This is a genomic window from Dactylosporangium sp. CA-139114 (assembly GCF_050955725.1).
Classification (GTDB): Bacteria; Actinomycetota; Actinomycetes; order Mycobacteriales; family Micromonosporaceae; genus Dactylosporangium.
Genome location: NZ_CP192080.1, coordinates 9,606,259 through 9,626,307, shown reverse-complemented (window position 1 = coordinate 9,626,307; position 20,049 = coordinate 9,606,259). Strand labels below are relative to the sequence as shown.

Here is a 20,049-nt window from a genome sequence, read left to right as displayed (position 1 = left end):
GCACTCAGGTGACTGAGTGTCCCGCGCCCCGGGGCCGGTCAGGCGGTGGCCGTGAAGGTGTAGGAGCCGGACGGGAGGTAGTAGGTCGCCGTGGCGGTCGGGACCGCCTGGGCCGGGGCGTTGATCGAGGCCGCGTTCGACGTCGGGATCTTGACCGTCGCCGTCGCGCCCGCCGGGATCGTCACCCGCAGGGTCAGGGTGCCGCCGGAGATGGACCAGTCGCTGACCGCGCCGCCGTACGGGGTGTCGTACGACGACTTGGCCGAGGTCAGGCCGCCGCCGGGCTGCGGCGCGACCGTGAGTGCGCCGTAGCCGGGCGACGCGGGGGCGAGGCCGCCGACCTGGCGGTACAGGAAATCGCCCACGGAACCGAGACCGTAGTGGTTGAAGGAGTTCATGCCCGGGTCGTTGAACGAGCCGTCGGTGCGGATGCCGTCCCAGCGCTCCCAGATCGTGGTCGCGCCCTTGTTGATCATGTAGCCCCAGCCGGGGAAGCCGGGCTGCGTGAGGATCTGGTACGCCGTGTCGGCGTGGCCGTTGTTCGCCAGCACCGGCAGCAGGTTCTCCACGCCGAGGAAGCCGACCGAGAGGTGGCCGCCGGTCGCGGCGACCTTCGCGGCGAGCTTGTCCGCCGCGGCCTGCACGCGGTTGGCGGGCAGCAGGCCGAAGGCGAGCGCGAGGACGTACGCGGTCTGCGTGTTGCCGCTGACCGTGCCGTCCGCCGCCACGAACCGGTTCGTGAACGCGGCCGCGACCTGATCGGCGAGCTGCCCGTACGAGGTCGCCTCGGCGGTGCGCCCGGTCGCCGCGGCCATCCGCGACACCAGCCGCGCCGACCACGCGAAGAACGCGGTCGAGATGACGTCCTGGGCGGTGTTGTCGTTGACGTTGAGCCAGTCGCCGTAGGTCGACACGTTGCGGATCAGGTCGCTGCCCGACGTGGCCCGCAGGTAGTCGACCCACCTGGCCATGGCCGCGAAGTGCTGGTCGACGACGCGCACGTCGCCGTAGCGCTGCCACAGGGTGTACGGCACGATCACCCCGGCGTCGCCCCACCCGGCGGTGCCGGCCCCCGCCGACACGCCCGGGGCCACGTCGGTGAACGCCCCGTCGGAGTGCTGCGCGTCGGTGAGGTCGTCGGCGAACTTGTCGAGGAAGCCGTGCACGTCGAGGTTGAACGTGCTCGTGGCCACGAACGCCGCGATGTCGCCGGTCCAGCCCAGCCGCTCGTCGCGCTGCGGGCAGTCGGTCGGGATCGAGAGCATGTTGTCGCGCTCGCCCCACAGGATGTTCTTCGCCAGCTGGTTGAGCATCGCGTTGGACGTGGTGAACGTGCCGGACTGCGCGCCGCTCGTCCACGCCGCGCGGCCGGTCAGCGTGTCCGCGGTCGGGGTGAAGCCCGACGGCAGGCCGGTGAGCTCGACGTAGCGGTACCCGTGCACCGTGAACCGGGGCTCGTAGGTCTCGGTGCCGGAGCCGCTGAAGGTGTACCGATCCGTCGCCGCCGCCCCGCGCAGGTTCGCCGTGTAGATGGTCCCGTCGGGGTTGAGCACCTCGGCGTGGCGCAGCTGCACCGTGGTGCCGGCCGGGGCGCTCATCGTCAGCCGGTCCCAGCCGGTGAAGTTCTGCCCGAGGTCGAGCACCCACACGCCGGGCTGCGGCTGGGTGATCGCGACCGGCCGGAAGTCCTGCTGCACGGTGACGCCGTTGTCGACCTGGGCGACGAGGTTGGGCTTCGTGCCGCCGCGCACCGCGACCGAGGACCACGCGGCGTCGTTGAAGCCCGGGCTGTCCCAGCCCGCGATGGCCATGCGGTTGTCGTAGGTCTCCCCGCCGTACAGATCGTCGGATCGGATCGGACCCGTGGTGACCTTCCAGGTGCCGTCGGTCTTGACGCTCTGCGTGGTGCCGTCGGTGAACGTGATCACCAGCTGGGCGGAGTACCACGGCTGGGTGCCGTAGAGCTGGCTGCCCGCGAAGCCGACGTTGCCGGAGTACCAGCCGTTGCCGACGTAGGCCCCGAGCGCGTTGGCGCCCTGGCGGATCTGCCCGGTGACGTCGTACTCCTTGTACTGCAGCCGCTTGTTGTAGTCGGTCCACCCCGGCGCGAGCACGTCGGCGCCGACCTTGGCCCCGTTGAGCCGGGTCTCGTGCAGGCCCAGCGCGGTGGTCAGCAGCCGCGCCGACGCGACCGCCTTGCTCACCGTGAAGCCCTTGCGCACCAGCGGCGTCGGCTTGACCACGAGCACGTTGGAGCCCCAGGGCCCGGTGCCGTAGGCCGCGACCGCCTGGGCCGCGGGCCAGGCCGAGTCGTTGAAGCCGGTCGTGTTCCAGCCGCTCGGGTTCGTGGTGCTCGCCTTCCACCCGGCGTCGCTGGTGATCGTCGGCCCACCGGCGACGGTCAGCTTGGCCAGCACGCCGGCCGGCGACTGCGTGGTGTTCTGCGCCGAGATGGCGATGGTGTTCGTACCGCTGGTGAGCCGCCCGGCCAGGTCCAGCGTCGCCGCCCGCTTCCACGAGTCGGTGACCCGCGGCGAGGAGCTGACCGGCACGCCGTTGACCCACACGTCGGCCGTGTCGTCGCCGGTCACCACGAGCGTCGCGCTCGACGGGGCGCCGGTGAGGGTGAAGGTGCGGCGGAAGTACCGGGTCGCGGCGGGCACGCCGGCGGCGGGGTCGCCCTCGGGGTACCAGATCCACGTCGCCCCGGAGACGTCGGCGCCGGTCGCGGGCGCCCCGACGAAGTCCGCGGTCCACTCGGAGGCCGGGCTGCGCAGCGCCGTCTCGAACGACTGGGTCGCGGACCAGGCCCCCGCGCGGCCCTGCGTGTCCCAGACCCGCACGCGCCAGAAGTATCCGCGCATGCTCGCCAGGGCCGGGCCCGAGTACGCGACGTCGACCTGGCTGCTCGAGGCGACCCGCCCGCTGTCCCACACGTCGGCGGTGTTCGCGCTGGTGGTGGAGACCTGGATCTGGTACGCCCCCTGCTCCTGCTGCCCCGTGGCGGCGCTGAGCTTCCACCCGAACAGCGGCTGCGCGGCGTCGACACCGAGCGGGTTCGCCCTGTGCTCGACCGTCGCGCTCGCGACGCTCAGCGGCGAGGCGGCGTTCGTGTCGGGCAGCACGACGGACGTGTTCCACGGCGAGGACCCGTAGAGCCCCAGGTCGGTCGCGGCCGCCCAGCCGCCGTCGCCGAAGCCGGGCTGCTCCCAGCCGGCCGGCGCGCTCTGCGCGGTCTTCCAGCTCGCGTCGGTGACCAGGTCGGCCTGGCCGCCCGCGGTCACCACGCGCACGTGCCCGAGCACCCCGGCCGGCCCCGCGGTGGTGTTGCGCGCGGCGATGGCCAGGGTGTTGCTGCCGCTCGTGAGCGCGCTGTGCAGGTCGACGTAGACGGCGCTCTTCCACGAGTCGGTCACCCGCTGCGAGCCGGCGAGGGGGCGTCCGTTGAGCCAGACGTCGACCGTGTCGTCACCGGTGACGACGAGCTGGGCGTCGCTGACGGCACCGGCCGCGACGGTGAAGGTCTTGCGGAAGTAGCGGGTGGCGGCGGGCACGCTGACGTGGGGATCGCCCTCGGGGTACCAGATCCAGTGCGCGCCGGACAGGGCGACCGGGGTGGCCGCGGCGGCCGGCGACGGGGGCGCCACGAGTATCAGCGCGGCGAGCGACACGAGCGCGGTGGCGGCCGCGCGCGTTCGTTTGTGCAGGGGCATGGCGGGCTCCCTCGGTTGTGAAACGTTTCATTAAAACGTTTCATATGCACATAGTGCGCCCACTGTAATGAGACGATCGTCGATAATCAATGCCGCCGTCGCACATCGCCGACCATGAACCGAACATTTTCGGAACTCGATGTCGATCCGTGGCTCGGGCCGGTGCCGGGCGGCGTCCGGCCGCAGCCCGCGTGAGCAATCCGGGCAAACGTCGGACGCCCGGCACCCCCGGTCCCCAAGATGGGACGTGGAGGTGGAATGGCCGGAAAACTGCTCGTCATCGGGGGCGCGGAGAGTCACGACGCCGGCGACGACGAGATCCTCGAGCGCTTCGTGCTGCTCGCCGGCGGCGGTGACGCGCACCTTGTCGTGATCGCCACCGCGAGCGAGAGTCCGGGGGAGCGGGAGAAGGAGTACGCCGAGGTCTTCCACCGGCTCGGTGCCGGGCGCGTCACGGCGCTGCGGCTCGAGTCGCGCGAGGACGCCAACGGCGACCTGGCCGTGGCCGCCATCGAGCGCGCCACCGGCGTCTTCTTCACCGGCGGCGACCAGTTGCGCATCACCACCGTGGTCGGCGGCTCCAAGGTCGACTCGGCGCTGCACGCGCGGCTGGCCGAGGGCATGATCCTGGCCGGCACGAGCGCGGGCGCCGCCATGATGTCCAGCACCATGATCCTCGGCGGGAGCGTCGCCTCGGTGAGCACGACCAGCGTGCGGACCGGCCCCGGCATGGAGTTCCTGCCCGGCGTGCTCATCGACATGCACTTCGCCGAGCGCGGGCGGCTCAACCGGCTGCTCAGCGCCATCGCGATGTTCCCGCACGAACTCGGGCTCGGCATCGACGAGAACACCGCCATCCTCGTCGACGGGGAGATCTTCGAGGTCCTCGGCCGCGGCACGGTCACCGTGATCGACGCCGGCCAGGCGCGTGACATCCACTGCCCCTCGGCCGGGTTCGCCGGGGAGCCCGGCGGCCCGATCGCGCTGTGGGGCGCCCAACTGCACGTCCTGCCGGCCGGACACCGGTTCAACCTGACCGAGCGGTCGCCGACGAGGAGAGCGGAAGAGGACAATGCGTATTGAAAGCAGCCGGCGCCTGCGGGGGCCCAACCGGTACCTCGCCCGCCCGGTCCAGGTGACCCGGGTGCTGCTCGACGGGCTCACCGGCCGCGAGACGTGCGACTTCCCGGGGTTGCCGGAGCGGCTGCTGGAGCTGCTGCCGGGGCTGGCCGAGCACCACTGCGCGGCCGGGGCGCCCGGCGGGTTCGTCGCGCGGCTGCACGGCGGCACCTACTTCGGCCACACCGCGGAGCACATCGCGATCGAGCTGTCCAACCTCATGGGCCGCGAGGTCAGCTTCGGCCGCACGGTGGGCACCGAGGACCCGGCCGCGTTCGACGTGATCATGGAGTGCCCCGTCGACGAGCCGCTTGAGTCCGAAATATCCGAGAAACTCCTTGAAAAGGCGATTCAGCAGTTCGTGCTCCCGCTGACCCGCGGCGAGACGCCCCCGGAGCTCGATCTGGCCGATCTGCAGCGGCGCTACGAACGCGAGAAGCCGGGCCCGTCGACCCGGTCGATCGCCCAGGCCGCCCGCGCCCGCGGCATCCCGGTCGAGCGCATCGGCGACCTGAGCCTGCTGCGGCTGGGCTACGGGCGCCACCGGCGGCTGGTCTGGGCGGCGCTGACCGACCAGACCTCGGCCATCGGCGTCGACATCGCCGGGGACAAGGAGCTCACCCGCCGCCTGCTGGAGGACGCCGGCATCCCGGTCGCGACGGGCGGGCCGGCCGACACCGTGGCCGAGGCGCTGAAGCTGTTCGAGGAGCTCGGCCCGCCGGTCGTGGTCAAGCCCCGCGGCGGGCGGCAGGGGCGGCACGTGTACCTCGGCATCGACACCCCCGAGGCCGTGCGCGCCGCCTTCAAGGCCGCGACCGCGGACGGCGGCGACGCCGTCGTCGAGCGCCAGATCGACGGCCGCGACTACCGGGTCCTCACCGTCGGGGGCGAGATCGTCGCCGCCGCCGAGCGGGTCGCCGCGCACGTCATCGGCGACGGCCGCACCGACATCGCCGGGCTCATCGCCCGCGCGAACGAGGACCCCCGCCGCGGCGACGGGCACGCCCGCGCGCTCACCCGGCTCGCGGTCGACGAGGTCGCCGAGACGCTCCTGCGCCGCCAGGGGCTCGGGGTGGGCGACGTGCCCGAGGTGGGGCGGACGGTGTGGCTGCGCGACAACGCCAACCTTTCCACCGGCGGTACCAGCGTCGACGTGACCAAACTCGTGCACCCCTCGATCGCCGACCTGTGCCGCCGGGTCGCCGGCCTCGTCGGGCTGGACATCGCCGGGATCGACCTGCGCCTGCCCGACATCGCCGAGGAGCTGTCCCTGCGCCGGGGCGGGGTGATCGAGGTCAACGCCGCCCCCGGGCTGCGCATGCACCTGGAGCAGCACGACGTCGGGGCCGCGATCGTCGACGCGCTCTACCCGGCCGGGACGCCGTCGCGGATCCCGATCGTGGCCATCACCGGCACCAACGGCAAGACCACGGTGGCCCGGCTGACCGCGCACCTGCTCGCCGGGGCCGGGCTGCGCGTCGGGCTGACCACGACCGACGGCGTGGTCGTGGGCGGGCGGCTGATTCAGCGCGCCGACGCGACCGGCCCCCGCTCGGCCCGCGTGGTGCTCGGCGACCCGACCGTCGACGCGGCCGTGCTCGAGACCGCGCGCGGCGGGCTGCTGCGCCAGGGGCTCGGGTACGACTGGAGCGACGTCGGCATCATCACCAACCTCTCCTCGGACCACCTCGGCCAGGACGGCATCGAGAGCATCGAGGAGCTCGTCGACCTCAAGTCGGTCGTGGCGGAGCGGGTGCGCGAGGGCGGCGCGGTGGTGCTCAACGCCGACGACCCGAGGAGCCGCGAGCTGGAGTTCCCCGGCCGCGAGATCATCTGGTGCTCGCTCGACCCGCGCAACCCGCTCGTGCGCCGGCACTGGGACTCCGGCGGGCGGGCGTACCTGCTCGCCGACGGCTGGCTCGTCGAGCTGGCCGGCCGGCGGTGGGTGCCGCTGCTCGCCGCGAACGAGCTCGGGGGCGGCTTCGGCGGCGCCGCCCGGCACCTGGTCGCCAACGCGCTCGCCGCCGCGGCCGCGGCCCGGGTGCTCGGCGTGACCACCGCCCAGATCGCCGACCGGCTGCGCCGCTTCGGCACCGACCCGGCCGACAACCCGGGCCGGGGGATGCTGCTGCGCTGCGGCGACGTCGACGTGCTGGTGGACTACGCGCACAACCCGGCCGCCATCGCCGCCGTCAGTGACCTGGTCGAGCGGGTGTGGGGCTGCGAGCGCGCGGTCGCCGCGATCACGCTGCCCGGCGACCGCCGCGACGACCTGCTGCGCGAGTCCGCGACGGTGGTCGGGTCCAGGTTCGGGCGCGTGGTGCTCTACGAGGACGCCGACCGCCGGGGCCGGGCCCCCGGCGAGGTGCCCGGGATCGTCCGGGAGGAGCTGCTGCGGGCCGCGCCCGAGACCGCCTGCGTCGAGGTGCGCACGGTCGACGAGGCGGTGCCGGCGGCCCTGGCGATGGCGCGGCCCGGGGATGTCGTCCTGCTGCTGTACGAGAAGATCGAGCCCCTCCTCGCCCTCCTCGAGTCCCACGGCGCTCACCCGGCGGACGATTTCCGTGTGACCGAGGTGAATCTGGGCATGACGATGGCGTGGACGGGAATGGCCTGAGTGGAGCGCGGTACCGCCTGATCGAGCCCCTGGGCGCGGGCGGCATGTCCGTCGTCTGGCGCGCCTTCGACGAAGTGCTCGAGCGGCCGGTGGCGGTCAAGGTCCTGGCCCCGAAGCTGCATGCCGACCCCGACTCCCGGCGGCGCATCCAGGCCGAGGCGCGGGCCGCCGCGCTGCTCAGCCACCCGCACATCGCGCAGGTGTACGACTTCGGCCATGGCCCCGACGACGTGCCCTACGTCGTGATGGAGCTGGTCACGGGCCGCTCGCTGGAGGAGGTCGGCCCGCTGCCGCCCGAGACGGTGCTGCGCACCGGGGCCGAGCTGGCCTCGGCGCTCGCGGCGGTGCACGCGCGCGGGCTCGTGCACCGCGACGTCAAACCGGCGAACGTGATGCTCACCGACGGCGGGGCCAAGCTGGTCGACTTCGGCATCTCCGCGGTCGCGGGGGACGAGAGCGACGTCGGCGGGCAGATCCTCGGCACCCCCGCCTACCTGGCCCCCGAGCGTATCCGCGGGCTGCCCACCACCGCGGCGACCGACGTGTATGCGCTGGGGCTGCTGCTGTACCGCGCCCTCGCCGGCCACTTCCCGTGGCCCGAGGGCGCGAGCACGACCGGCGTGCTGGAGGCGCACCGCCGCACGCGCCCGGCGCCCCTGCCCGACGACCTGGTCGACGCGCCGGTGGCGGCGGCCATCACCCGGTGCCTGGCCAAGGCGCCCGAGAACCGGCCCTCCGCCGCCGAGATGGCCGGCGTCCTGGCCGGCTTCCTGACGCTGGAGTCCCCCGTCACCTCCGAGGCGGACGCGCCGGTGCTGGACGAGACCGAGCGCGTCCTGCTCTCGCGGCGCATGCGCAGCCGCGTGATCGTGGGCGGCGTCGTGGCGGCCGCGGCCGTCGGGGTGCTGGCCCTGTCCACCTCGGGCAGCGCGGCCGAGTCGGCCCAGCCCGCGGCTCATGCCGAATCCGCGTCGTCCTCGTCCTCGGCTCCGGCGCCGGTCGACTGCAGCGTGGAGTACACGGTCCGCACCGAGCAGGCGGGCAACTTCAACGCCGACCTGCGCGTCAAGGCCGCGGGCGGCACCGGCGGCTGGAGCCTCACCTTCCGCGTGCCCGACGGCCAGGCGATCGGCGCGATCGACGGGGCGACCTGGCACCAGGACGGCGCGACGGTCCTGCTCGGTGGCGGTGACCTCGCCACCGACCTGTCCTCCGGCGCCGAGTTCACCGTCGCGGGCGCCTACCGCGACGCGTCCGCGCTGCCGAGCGACTTCGCGCTCAACGGCGCCGCCTGCCGCTCGGTCCTCGTCGCCCCGGCCGCGCAGGTCGTGGTCACGGTCGCCCCGCCGCCCGCCACCAACACCGGCACCGGCGCCAAGCCCGGCGCCGGGGCGAATCCCGGCGCGCCGAAGGCCCCGGTCGTGAAGGAGCCGGGAAAGCCGGCGAAGAAGGACAACGGGAAGAAGGGAAAGGGCAAGGACGACTGACCCTTTCGTAGTCTGATCGCCGTTTTGTAGGTTCTGGCGTGCAACCTTCCGGACTGGTACACAAGTCTGATCCTCGTGGCGTCCCGTCGATTCGTGGCCGCCCCGCCTTAGGGTGTTGAGGTCGACGGGCGTGTTGGGGTCGAAGGCAGGAGGCGCCGTCATGCGGTTCGAGATCAGCCGGGTCATGGACACCATCGAGCAGCGGCTGACCACGGACGTGACCTTGGCGCAGGCCGTGGTCGACCTCGCGGAGGTCGCCCGTTTCGTGGCGCTCGACGGCGGCCGCCCCATCAATCTCCTGCGCCTCGGCATGGTGGTCGACGCCCTGAGCCGCTACCTGATCGACGCCGGCGCGATGCTCTATCCCGTGGCCGGCCGCGAGGTCCTCTCCGAGGCCGCGCTCACGTCGAAGGAGCGCATGGTCCTGGGCCGCTGGGCCGACGACGGCCTGATCGAGGTCACCCCGGTGGTGGCCGACCGCCCCGCCGAGATCGCCGACTTCACCGGCCTGCCGCTCATCGTGGTGCGCGACCTGCCCCAGCAGGCGGCCCGCTTCCCGTGGATCGCCGACAGCCCCGAGCGCCTGCTGCGCCTGACCCCAAGGGCCGGCGGCGCCGTGCTGACGCCGGGCGGCGAGCCGACACCGCCGAAGGACGGCAAGGAGCGCCTGGTGGTCGTGGGCAAGGCGACGCTGCCGATCGTGCCGCCCGACCCGGACGACCCCGCGACGGAGAAGGAGATGGCCGAGCCGGCCCCCGCCACCGACCCGCCCCCCGCCGACCAGCAGGGCGGCCGCCCGGACGGCCTGCAGTCCTTCACCGCGCGCGGCGCCCAGCGCTTCGGCCGCACCCGAGTCGTACGCCGCCGCTTCACCAGAGCCGACCCCAGCGGCGTGGGCGCGTCGCTGATGGCCCGCGAGTGGCGCTGCAAGGAGCCGGACTGCCCCGCCTTCGGCCCGTCCCGCAGCATCGGCCAGCCGGTCCCGCGCATGCGCGCCGGCATGCCCGCCTGCCCCCGCCACGGCGAGGCCGTGAAGGACATCGGCCCGCGCCCACCGGCGTTCGCCGTGGCCGTGGTCGTGGACGACCTGGCGCGCCGCCGCTTCGTGGTCGCCACGGACCACCCCGTGCGAGTCGGCAAGGACCCGAAGAACCCCGACGACATCTCGGTCGCGACCTGGCTGCACGAGGCCGCCGCGGCCTGGATCGCGAAGGAGCACGTGCGACTCGAGGTGGAGTCGGGCCACCTGAAGGTGACCGACACCAGCGAGAACGGCACGGTGATCTGGAAGCGCTCGTCTCCCGACATCAAGGAGGAGACGGAGCGCATCTACAAGAAGTCCTACCAGCTGGACGGCTGGGACTCGATCGAGCTCTACACCGGCGTGGAGCTGGTGGTGGGCGACCACCGCCTGCAGACGGTGGTCGGTTCAGAGCCGGCATCGGTACTGCTGGACGCCCCCACAGTAGCCATGCGCCTGGTCGACTGAGCTGAGCCGGTCTGGCCGGCCCTGGGGCCTTGGGCTGCTGGACGCTCCGACGACGATGCTTTGCGCCTGGTGGACCGAGGCCGGCCCGGACGACAGTCGCAGCGTGTTCGGGCGGTCGGCCTCAGATTCGCCGACGTCACCGGTCTGTGCTGCTGAACGCTTCGACGGTGGCTGTGCGCCTGGCCGACTGACCAGCCCGGATGACGGTCGCGGCGCGCTGGGCCGCCGCACCAGATGGTCGCCGCTGCCACTCCTGCACGATCGAGTCGAGTGCACCCCGCAGCCCCGGACGCGCTCGGGCGGCCACCTGTCGGGCGCGCCGACAGGCCCAGGTCCCGGCGGACGCAGTTTGGCCGGGCGCGCCTTGGCCGGGCGCGCCTTGGCCGGGCGCGCCTTGGCCGGGCTCCTTGGCCGGGCTCCTTGGCTGGGGCTCCTCGGCCGGGTTCCGGTGAGGATTCGCTGCGGCCGAGTGCGGGGTGTCGGCGAGTCAGCGCTCTCCTTCGCTGATGGTCGGCCCGCGCAATGTCGACGCAACCGACGACAGCGGCCGCGGTGGAACTCCTACCGGTTGGATCGAGGGCACCGCTGTGTGGTGCGTCAAGAGGTCCCCGTGCCTGGTCAGGCCGCAGCTCGAACGTCGTACACATGTTCTATCCACAGGCTGTGGACGAACATGTGTACGAAGCGGCGGATCGTCGTGACCAGCGAAAACGGCGATACCTAAGGCTGGATCGAGCGCGGCCGTGCCACGGTCATGTCGTAGCTCGTAGCTCGTAGCTCGTAGCTCGTAGCTCGTAGCTCGTAGCTCGTAGCTCGTAGCTCGTAGCTCGTAGCTCGTAGCTCGTAGCTCGTGGTTCGTGGCGAACCGACGGCTCGGCGAGGGCGGCGATCGCGGCGAATTGACGATCACGGCGCGGCTCCCGCACGGCCGAGGCCGGGCGGCGTTCGCGAGGCGGCGGACCGGCGGGCTGGTTTGGCTGCGGTCGGGGGCTCGCGGGCCGGTTTGGCTGTGATCGGGTGGTGCTGGCTGAGCGGGGAAGGGTGGCCGGGTGGTGTTCGCGAGGCGGCGGGCCGGCGGGCCGGTTGGCGGTCGGGCGGGGCTCGCGAGGCGGCGAAGCGTGGCCGGGTGGTGCTGGCTGAGCGGGGAAGGTGGCCGGGTGGTGTTCGTGAGGTGGCGGGCCGGCGGTCCGGTTTGGCTGCGGTCGGGCGGGGCTCGCGAGGCGGCGAAGCGTGGCCGGGCGGTGCTGGCTGAGCGGGGATAGGTGGCCGGGCGGGGCTCGCGAGGCGGCGGACCGGCGGGCCGACTTGGTCACGGCCGGGCCGCGCTCGCCGAGCGGCGAAACGAGATCGGACGGCACTCACGAACCGGCGGCCCGGGCCCGGCAGGGGCCGTGGCCCCGCCTGGCCGTGGCCAAAACCGTGCGCGGGAGGCAGCGAACCAGCTGCCCCAGCGCAGCACCGTGGCGTCGGCGGGGCCGTGTGCGTGACACGCGGTGAACCGGCGGGCCGGCCGCAGCCCGCATGGCTGTGGCCGGGCCGCGGTCGCGAAGCGGTGGCGGTCGCGAGCCGGTGGCGGTCGCGACGTGGTGGCGGTCGCGAAGCGGTGGTGGTGGCGGTCGCGGGGCTTCAGGCGGTCAGGGCCAGGGCGAACGGCAGCACCGCCCGGGCGCCCGCCAGGCGTAGGGAGCGCGTGGCCAGGGCCATCGTCCAGCCGCTGTCGACCAGGTCGTCCACCAGCAGGATCGGGCCGGCCGTCGAGCGCACCGCCTCGGCCAGCTGGGGCGGGATGTCGAAGGCGCCGTGCAGGGCGCGCACGCGTTGGGCGCTGTTCGTCCGTGAGGCCGTGTCCGAGGTCAGGGCGGCGGGGATGGTGCCGAGCAGGGGGAGGCGGCCGACCTCGGCGATTCGGGCGCCCAGGGACTCGACGAGGGTGGGGGCGTGCTGGGAGCCGAGCACCACGACGCCGGCCGGGCGTTGCTCCCACCTCGCGTCGCCCTTGGCCCACTCGGCGAGGGTGGCCACGACGCCGTTGAAGAGCTCGTCCGGCAGCGGGGCGTCCGGGCCGTTCAGGACGGTCCGCAGGCGTTCGCCCCAGCCGAGGTCGCTCAGGCGGCCGATCGCGCGGCCCGGCAGCGACTGCTCGGCGGGCGGGATCTTGCCGCTGAGCGGCACGCCCACGGCCGGCAGGCCCGTCGGCCACAGCTTGCGGGGCGCGATCTCGACGCCGGCGCGGCCGAGGTGGGCGCGGGCGGCTTCCAGGGCCTCGGGGGAGACCGTCGTGGCATACCAGGCCCCCGCGCACACGTCGCACCGCCCGCACGGCGCGGCCTCCGGGTCGTCGAGCTGCCGGCGCAGGAACTCCAGGCGGCACGTCGTCAGCGCCGCGTATTGCCGCATCGCCTCCTGCTCCGCCTCCCGCGCCGTGGCGATGCGCGCGTAGCGCTCGGTGTCGTGCCGCCACGGCGTGCCCGTCGCCTCCCAGCCGCCGCCCCGCACGCGATGGACGGCGCCGTCGACGTCGAGGACCTTGAGCATCAGCTCGAGGCGGCCGCGGCGCAGCTCGACCCGCGGCTCCAGGGCCTGGATGGACAGGGGGCGCCCCGCGTCGGCGAGGACGTCGATGACCGCGCGGACCTGGTGCTCGGGCGGGAACGCGAGCGAGGCGAAGTATCGCCAGATGTCCCCGTCCTCCTTGCCGGGCAGCAGCAGCACGTCGGCCTTCTCGACGGCGCGCCCGGCCCGGCCGACCTGCTGGTAATAGGCGATCGGTGACGAGGGCGCGCCCAGGTGCACCACGAACCCGAGGTCGGGCTTGTCGAAGCCCATGCCGAGCGCCGAGGTGGCCACGAGCGCCTTGATGCGGTTGCCGAGCAGGTCGGCCTCGGCGTCGCGGCGGTCGGCGTCCTCGCTCTTGCCCGTGTAGGCGGCGACGTCGCAGCCCTGCGCGCGCAGGAACGCGGCCGTCTCGTGGGCCCCGGCGACGGTCAGCGTGTAGATGATCCCGGAGCCGGGCAGGTCGCGCAGGTGCTCGCCGAGCCAGGCGAGCCGGTGCGACGGGGAGGGCAGCGAGAGCGAGCCCATGCGCAGGGACTCACGGTCGAGGGAGCCGCGCAGGACCAGGGCGTCGCCCAGCTGCTCGGCCACGTCCGCGGTGACGCGGGCGTTGGCGGTGGCCGTGGTCGCGAGCACGGGGGTGCCGGGGGCGAGGTCGAGCAGGAGCGTGCGCAGGCGCCGGTAGTCGGGGCGGAAGTCGTGGCCCCAGTCGGAGACGCAGTGCGCCTCGTCGACCACGAGCAGGCCGGCGGTCGCGGCCAGCTTGGGCAGCACGTCGTCGCGGAAGGCCGGGTTGTTGAGCCGCTCCGGGCTGACCAGCAGGACGTCGACCGAGCCGTCCGCGATCTCGGCGGTGATCGCGTCCCACTCCTCGAGGTTCGCGGAGTTGATGGTCCGGGCCGCGATCCCGGCGCGAGCGGCCGCGTCGACCTGGTTGCGCATCAGGGCCAGCAGCGGGGACACGATCACCGTGGGCCCGGCGCCGCGGGCCCGCAGCAGGGCGGTGGCCACGAAGTAGACGGCGGACTTGCCCCATCCGGTGCGCTGGACGCAGAGCACCCGGCGGTGCCCGGCGACCAGCGCCTCGATGGCCGTCCATTGATCTTCGCGCAGCTCAGCGCTGGGTCCGGCGAGCTTCTTGAGTGTTGCCGTGGCTTCCTGTCGCACGCTGCCGACGCTAGCCGAGGGGTCTGACAAAAACCGAGTCGATCACAGCGGCCGCCCGTAGCCGACCACCGGAGCGTAATCGATCAGTCGCATGGAGATACGTTCGCCGGCCCGGGGCGCCTCGATCACGCGCCCGTCGCCGATGTAGATCCCGACGTGGCTGACGTCCTTGTAGTAGAAGACCAGGTCACCGGGGCGCAGCTCGGCCCGCGTGATCGGCTTGACCGTCTGCTTCTGGCGGGCGGCGTTGTGTGGCAGTACGACTCCCGCCGTCTTCCAGGCGGCCATCGTGAGCCCCGAGCAGTCGTAGCTGTTCGGCCCGTCGGCGCCCCACTGGTAGACCTTGCCGAGCTGCGAGAACGCGAACTTGACCGCCTGCCCGGCCGCGTCGGCGGTGAAGACCGGCACGTACCCGTCGTGCAGCGCACCCGACGGCGCCCTCGCCGTGCGCGCGCCCCCGAGCCGGCGCAGCTGCGCCTCGATCGCGGCCTTGCGCTGGCCCAGCTCGGCCGACTGCGCACGCTGCTGTTGCTGCAGCGTCGTCAGCTCGGTCTGCTGCGCGTCGAGCTGAGCCTGAGCGTCCTTGAGCGCCTTGAGCGCACCCACGCGGCGGCGCGAGATCTGGTCCAGTATCGCGAGCTGGTCCATCCAGGCCTCGGGCGACGCCGCCGAGATCAGCACCGCGGTCGAGCCGACAGCGCCGCTGCGGTACAGCGCGGCGGCCTGCGCGTCGGTCTCCCGCTGGGCGGCCTCGACCTGGGTCCGCAGCGGCCCCAGGCGCGAGTTCACCTGCTCCAGGCGCGCGTCGGTGGCCCGCAGGTCGTCACGAACGGCGTTGTACCGTTCGATGACGCCTTCGAGCTCCTGCCAGGCGTTGGCGAGCGCCCGTTGCCGGTCCGCGGCGGGATCCGCGTTCCCGGTTCCGGGCGCCGCCAGGAGCATGAGTCCGGCAACGACCAGTGATGCGGCGCTGCGCAAGTTCTTGCGACAAAACCCCACGTGTCACTAACGTCGCAATTTGGACATAAGTGACGTACCTTCCCCCGGTAGGGTGGCGCGCATGATGCTCAAGGGACCGTTCGTGGCGGCCGGCCTGGTCGCGGCCCTGCTGCTGGGCTTCGGCATAGCCCGCGCGACCGCGGCGCAGTCGACGCCCGCGGCGACGTCCGACCCGACGACGATCCCGTCGCACTCGCACGGCGGCGCGGTCATCGGCGACCTGGGCGGCTTCTCCCTGAGCGCGGGCGGCTTCACGCTGATCCCGGCCGAGGCGCCGACCTTCGCGGCGGGCGCCCGGCGCACCTTCGCCTTCAAGATCATCGGCCAGGACGGGAAGCCGGTCACCAAGTTCGTCCCGAACCACGACAAGCTGCTGCACTTCATCGTCGCCCGGCACGACCTGTCGGGCTTCCAGCACCTGCACCCGGAGATGGCCGCCGACGGCACCTGGTCGGTCCCGCTCACGCTGCCCACGCCGGGCATCTGGCGCCTCTACGCCGACTTCGTGACCCTCGACCCGGCCGGCCAGCAGCTGCCGCTCACCCTGTCGATCGACGCGACGGTGGCCGGAAGCTACACGCCGACGCCGCTCGCCCCGCCCGCACGCGAGGCCGGCGCGGACACGTTCAAGGTCACCTACGAGGGCACCCCGCGGGCCGGCGCCACCCAGCCGCTGACCTTCCGAGTCTTCGCCGACGGGGCGCCGGTGACGGACCTGGAGCGCTGGCTGGCCGCCTACGGCCACCTGGTCGTCCTCCGCGACGGCGACCTCGGCTACCTGCACGTGCACCCCGAGGACCAGCTCGTCGGTGGCGGGGTCAAGTTCTGGCTGTCCGCGCCGAGCCCGGGCCGATACCGCCTGTTCTTCGAGTTCCAGAAATCCGGCGCCGTCCACCGCGCGGAGTTCACGGTCGACGTGCCGTAAGAGCCAGAAGCAGATGGCTCGGGTCCGCGTCAGCTGCGGACCGTCGCTCCCGCCAGGAATCCCGACGTCCGTGGTGGCAAAACCGGGCCCGGTCGGCCCCGCACGGTCCGCTCGACGACCCCGAGCGGCCGCGAGGCCGGCGATACGGGCTGCGACTCCGCCGGACGGCTCCCGCCCTGGTGCGGGCCGCGACGATGCCCGGCCGCTCGCCGCTCGGAGGGCGGCGGCGCGGACGTCGGGCCCGGGGCCTGGACCACCGCGAAGGCCGGGATTCCTGGCGGGAGCGACGGTCCGCCGCCGACACGGACCCGAGCAAAGCAAAAGGGCGGGCCCATACGGACCCGCCCTCTTGATCGCTTCTTCCTACTCCACGGCGCTGTCGCCCTCGCCGCTTCCGCCTCGCCCGCGACCGCCCCGGCGCCGACGGCGCCGAGCGCGCCCGGCTCCGCCCTCATCCGAGGTCACGGCCACGGCCGAACTCTCCTCGGTCGCGGCCGAGGAGGCCACGGTGGCCGACGACTCGACGTGCTCGGCCGCGTCCACCTCGCCCCGGCGCCGGCGGCGACGCGGACGACGCGGCTCGGTCGGCTCGGCGGTCTCGGTGGCCGTGGCGGCCGGAGCCGACGACCGCGAACGTCCGCGGTCCCGACCGGCCCGCCCGCGCGGCTTGCCCTCGATGTCCTCCAGCTTCTCCGCCGACAGGCCCGCCCGCTTGCGGTCGGCCGTCGGCAGGGAGCCGGTGGTGCCGTCCGGGATGCCGATGTCGCTGAGCAGGTGCGCCGACGTGTGGTACGTCTCCGGCGGCTCCGGCAGCTCCATGCCCAGGCTCTTGTCGATGATCCGCCAGCGGGGCATGTCCTCCCAGTCCACGAACGTCACCGCGACGCCGGTCGCGCCGGCCCGGCCGGTGCGGCCGATGCGGTGGGTGTACGTGTCCGGGTCCTCCGGGCAGTCGTAGTTGATCACGTGCGTGACGCCCGAGACGTCCAGGCCGCGGGCGGCCACGTCGGTCGCGACCAGCACGTCGATCTTGCCGGCCCGGAACGCGCGCAGCGCCCGTTCGCGGGCACCCTGGCCCAGGTCGCCGTGCACGGCCGCGGCCGCGAAGCCGCGGAAGTCCAGGTCCTCGGCGACCCGGTCGGCGGCCCGCTTGGTGCGGCAGAAGATCATGGTCAGGCCGCGGTCGGTCGCCTGCAGCACCCGCGCCACGATCTCGATCTTGTTGAGCGGGTGCGTGCGGTAGACGAACTGCTTGGTCAGCGGCGACGGGCCGGTGTTCGCGTCGTGGTGCGCGTGGATCGTCATCGGCTGGCGCAGGAACCGCCGCGCCAGGGTCACGATCGGGTCGGGCATCGTGGCCGAGAAGAGCATCGTCTGGCGCTCCTCCGGCAGCAGCGTCAGGATGCGCTCGACGTCGTCGAGGAACCCGAGGTCGAGCATGCGGTCGGCCTCGTCGAGCACCAGCGCGCGCACGGCGTGCAGGCGCAGGTGCTTGCCCTTGGCCAGGTCGAGCAGGCGGCCGGGGGTGCCGACCACGATCTCGACGCCGTTGCGCAGCGCCTCGACCTGCGGCTCGTAGGCCACTCCGCCGTAGAGCGGCAACACCCGCACGCCGCGGGTCTTGCCGGCCGCCGCGATGTCGCGGGCGACCTGGAGCCCCAGCTCGCGGGTCGGCACGACGACGAGTGCCTGGGGCAGCCCGTCGGCGCCCTCGCCGGGGGCGGTGACGCGGTCCAGCAGCGGTACGCCGAACCCGAGGGTCTTGCCGGTGCCGGTCGGCGCCTGCCCGATCAGGTCGGTGCCCCGCAGAGCGATGGGCACCGCGTATTCCTGGATCGCGAAGGCGCGGGTGATGCCGACCGCTTCGAGCGCGGCCACGGTCTCGGGCCGCGCGCCCAGGTCGGCGAATGATGGTGAGTCGCCGCGCACGGGTGCGCGGGGGGCCACCGTCTCGGCGGCCTCAGTGTTGTCGATCGTCATGTTGTGCTCGGGGTGTCTCTCTCGCGGGAGCGCCCCTGAAGTGCCGGGTGCGCTCGATCTGTGTGGGGCGCGGGCCACACGCGACCGTTTGACTGCGGTCGCGGGCTACAAGCGCCGGTCTGCCTGGGCTAGGGTCCGCCCGGGCCTATTTCCGCCATTGTACCGACACCATGACGGATCCGCTCGCAACACTGCGTGCTGCCCGTCAGACGTGTCGGCGCGGTACTGTGCCGACGTGTCCGATGTCACTCCCGTCCGGTCCGCCGGAGCAACCGGTCCCGCGGCCGAGGCGGTCGTCGATCTGCTGGGCATGCTCGCGTACGGCGAGCTCGTCGCCTTCGACCGCATGGCCGCCGACGCCCGCCTGGCCCCTGACCTGCACCGCCGCGCCGTGCTCAGCGAGATGGCGGCCCGCGAGATCGTCAACTACCGGCGTCTGGCCGATCGCCTGGCCGAGCTGGGCACCGACCCCGAGGCGGCGATGGCCCCCTATGTCCGCGCCCTGTCGGACTACCACGAGCAGACGGAGCCCAACGACTGGCTCGAGGGCCTGACCAAGGCGTACGTCGGCGACGGCATCGCGGACGACTTCACCCGCGAGGTCGCCGCGGTGCTCGAGTCCGCCGACCGCGACCTGATCCTCGACGTCCTGCACGACTCGCGCCACGCCGACTTCGCCGCCGACGAGCTGCGGGCCGCGATCGCGATCGACCCGAAGGTGGCCAACCGCCTCTCGATGTGGGCCCGGCGCCTGGTCGGCGAGGCGATCTCCCAGTCGCTGCGGGTGGCCGCCGAGCGCCCGTCGCTCGGCACGCTCCTGGCCGTCCACGGCACCGACGTCCCGGCCCTGCTGAGGCGCCTGACCACGGCTCACACCGCGCGCATGGGTGCGGTGGGGCTCAACAACTAGCGGGGCCGCCGGCTCGACATCCCGGCCCACGAAAAAGGGCCCCCGAACCCGGGAGCCCTCTCACGCTGCAGAGCCGGCTCTCAGCGCGCAGCCGAGAACCCCACCGGCCGCGGGGACGACTCGGCGATCTCCACGTAGGCCAGCTTGCCGACGGGCACGATCACCCGGCGGCCCTTGTCGTCGACCAGGGACAGAACACCTTTATCGCCACCGTTGATCGCGTCGGTGACCGCAGACTCGACCTCGGCCGGCGACTGCGTGCTCTCCAGCACCAGCTCCCGAGGCGCGTACTGCACGCCGATCTTGACCTCCACGTCTTCCTCCTTGATCGGGCGCGGCCGTGCATAGGCCCGCACACCCAGTGTGGTTGAAGATTAACGCGATCAGGCGTGTTCGCCGTGCAGGGGGAAGCTCGCGATGCCGCGCCACGACAATGTGGTCAGCAGGTTCTCCGCCTCGTCCTTGTCCACCTGGCGGCCGTTGGCCAGCCAGAAGCGCGCGGCGATCTCGGCCGCGCCGACCAGCCCCGACGCGAGGAGCTCGGCGCGGGCACGGCTCACTCCGGTGTCGGCCATGATCGTGTCGGTGATGGCCGCGATGCAGCCGGTCTCGACGCGGTCCACGCGCTCGCGCACGGCGGGGTCGTTGCGCAGGTCGGACTCGAAGACCAGCCGAAAGGCTTCACTCTCGTGGTCGATGAAGTCGAAATACGCCTGGATCGCGCCCCGCACGCGGTCCTTGTTGTCGGTGGTCGCCTCCATCGCCGAGCGCACCCGCGAGACCATCGCGTCGCAGTGGGTGTCGAGCAGGGCGAGGTACAGCTCCAACTTGCCCGGGAAATGTTGATACAAGACAGGCTTCGAAACGCCCGCTCGCTCCGCGATGTCGTCCATCGCCGCGGCGTGGTATCCCTGGGCCACGAACACCTGCTGTGCCGCGGCGAGCAGTTGCTTTCGCCGGGCCGACCGGGGCAGCCGCACGGGCCGACCGGCCGCCTGGGTGCCGCTCATCGCCGAGGTCATGTTCACCATCCGGATTTGGGTCGAGATTGCAACTTACCCCCTTTCCACCCACACGGTAGCCTCACCTA

The 20,049-nt window shown here is 73.1% G+C and carries 12 protein-coding genes; 6 read left to right on the top strand and 6 right to left on the bottom strand.

The window, feature by feature from the left end; genetic code table 11:
- Window positions 1-38: 38 nt before the first annotated feature.
- Window positions 39-3,713: a family 78 glycoside hydrolase catalytic domain gene (locus ACQP2P_RS43250; RefSeq protein ID WP_433611083.1), complete on the bottom strand. Its 3,675-nt coding sequence runs from the start codon at window positions 3,711-3,713 to the stop codon at window positions 39-41.
- A gap of 258 nt (window positions 3,714-3,971) precedes the next feature.
- On the opposite strand from ACQP2P_RS43250, the gene ACQP2P_RS43245 reads away from it, so the two are divergent.
- From ACQP2P_RS43245 to ACQP2P_RS43230, 4 genes are all read left to right on the top strand, one after another.
- Complete coding sequence (locus ACQP2P_RS43245) at window positions 3,972-4,796, top strand: cyanophycinase (RefSeq protein ID WP_433611081.1); 825 nt, start codon at window positions 3,972-3,974, stop codon at window positions 4,794-4,796.
- A complete protein-coding gene (gene cphA / locus ACQP2P_RS43240) occupies window positions 4,786-7,449 on the top strand; it encodes a cyanophycin synthetase (RefSeq protein ID WP_433611079.1) in 2,664 nt (887 codons plus the stop codon). The genes ACQP2P_RS43245 and cphA overlap by 11 nt, the downstream gene beginning before the upstream one ends.
- The gene (locus ACQP2P_RS43235) at window positions 7,431-8,936 is read left to right on the top strand and encodes a serine/threonine-protein kinase (RefSeq protein WP_433611077.1); all 1,506 of its coding nucleotides are present in this window, start codon (window positions 7,431-7,433) and stop codon (window positions 8,934-8,936) included. The genes cphA and ACQP2P_RS43235 overlap by 19 nt, the downstream gene beginning before the upstream one ends.
- Window positions 8,937-9,096: 160 nt before the next feature.
- Window positions 9,097-10,425 carry a hypothetical protein gene (locus ACQP2P_RS43230; protein WP_433611075.1) on the top strand — a complete coding sequence of 443 codons (1,329 nt, stop codon included), beginning with the start codon at window positions 9,097-9,099 and terminating at the stop codon, window positions 10,423-10,425.
- Window positions 10,426-12,051: 1,626 nt separating this feature from the next.
- Here ACQP2P_RS43230 and ACQP2P_RS43225 read toward each other — a convergent pair.
- Window positions 12,052-14,145, bottom strand: coding sequence for a DEAD/DEAH box helicase (locus ACQP2P_RS43225; protein WP_433611073.1), 2,094 nt, complete (start codon window positions 14,143-14,145; stop codon window positions 12,052-12,054).
- Window positions 14,146-14,187: 42 nt separating this feature from the next.
- A complete protein-coding gene (locus ACQP2P_RS43220; protein WP_433611071.1) occupies window positions 14,188-15,087 on the bottom strand; it encodes an NlpC/P60 family protein in 900 nt (299 codons plus the stop codon).
- A 118-nt stretch (window positions 15,088-15,205) separates the two neighbouring features.
- Here ACQP2P_RS43220 and ACQP2P_RS43215 point away from each other — a divergent pair, with 118 nt between their 5' ends.
- Window positions 15,206-16,069 (top strand): hypothetical protein, encoded by an 864-nt coding sequence (locus ACQP2P_RS43215; protein WP_433611069.1) that lies wholly within the window; start codon window positions 15,206-15,208, stop codon window positions 16,067-16,069.
- A gap of 363 nt (window positions 16,070-16,432) precedes the next feature.
- On the opposite strand, the gene ACQP2P_RS43210 is transcribed toward ACQP2P_RS43215, so the two are convergent.
- Window positions 16,433-18,049 (bottom strand): DEAD/DEAH box helicase, encoded by a 1,617-nt coding sequence (locus ACQP2P_RS43210; RefSeq protein WP_433611067.1) that lies wholly within the window; start codon window positions 18,047-18,049, stop codon window positions 16,433-16,435.
- A 235-nt stretch (window positions 18,050-18,284) separates the two neighbouring features.
- Here ACQP2P_RS43210 and ACQP2P_RS43205 point away from each other — a divergent pair, with 235 nt between their 5' ends.
- Complete coding sequence (locus tag ACQP2P_RS43205) at window positions 18,285-18,959, top strand: ferritin-like fold-containing protein (RefSeq protein WP_433611065.1); 675 nt, start codon at window positions 18,285-18,287, stop codon at window positions 18,957-18,959.
- Between the two features lie 80 nt (window positions 18,960-19,039).
- On the opposite strand, the gene ACQP2P_RS43200 is transcribed toward ACQP2P_RS43205, so the two are convergent.
- Window positions 19,040-19,273: a DUF3107 domain-containing protein gene (locus tag ACQP2P_RS43200; RefSeq protein WP_350619790.1), complete on the bottom strand. Its 234-nt coding sequence runs from the start codon at window positions 19,271-19,273 to the stop codon at window positions 19,040-19,042.
- A gap of 69 nt (window positions 19,274-19,342) precedes the next feature.
- Window positions 19,343-19,981: a TetR/AcrR family transcriptional regulator gene (locus ACQP2P_RS43195; RefSeq protein WP_433611063.1), complete on the bottom strand. Its 639-nt coding sequence runs from the start codon at window positions 19,979-19,981 to the stop codon at window positions 19,343-19,345.
- Window positions 19,982-20,049: the final 68 nt, after the last annotated feature.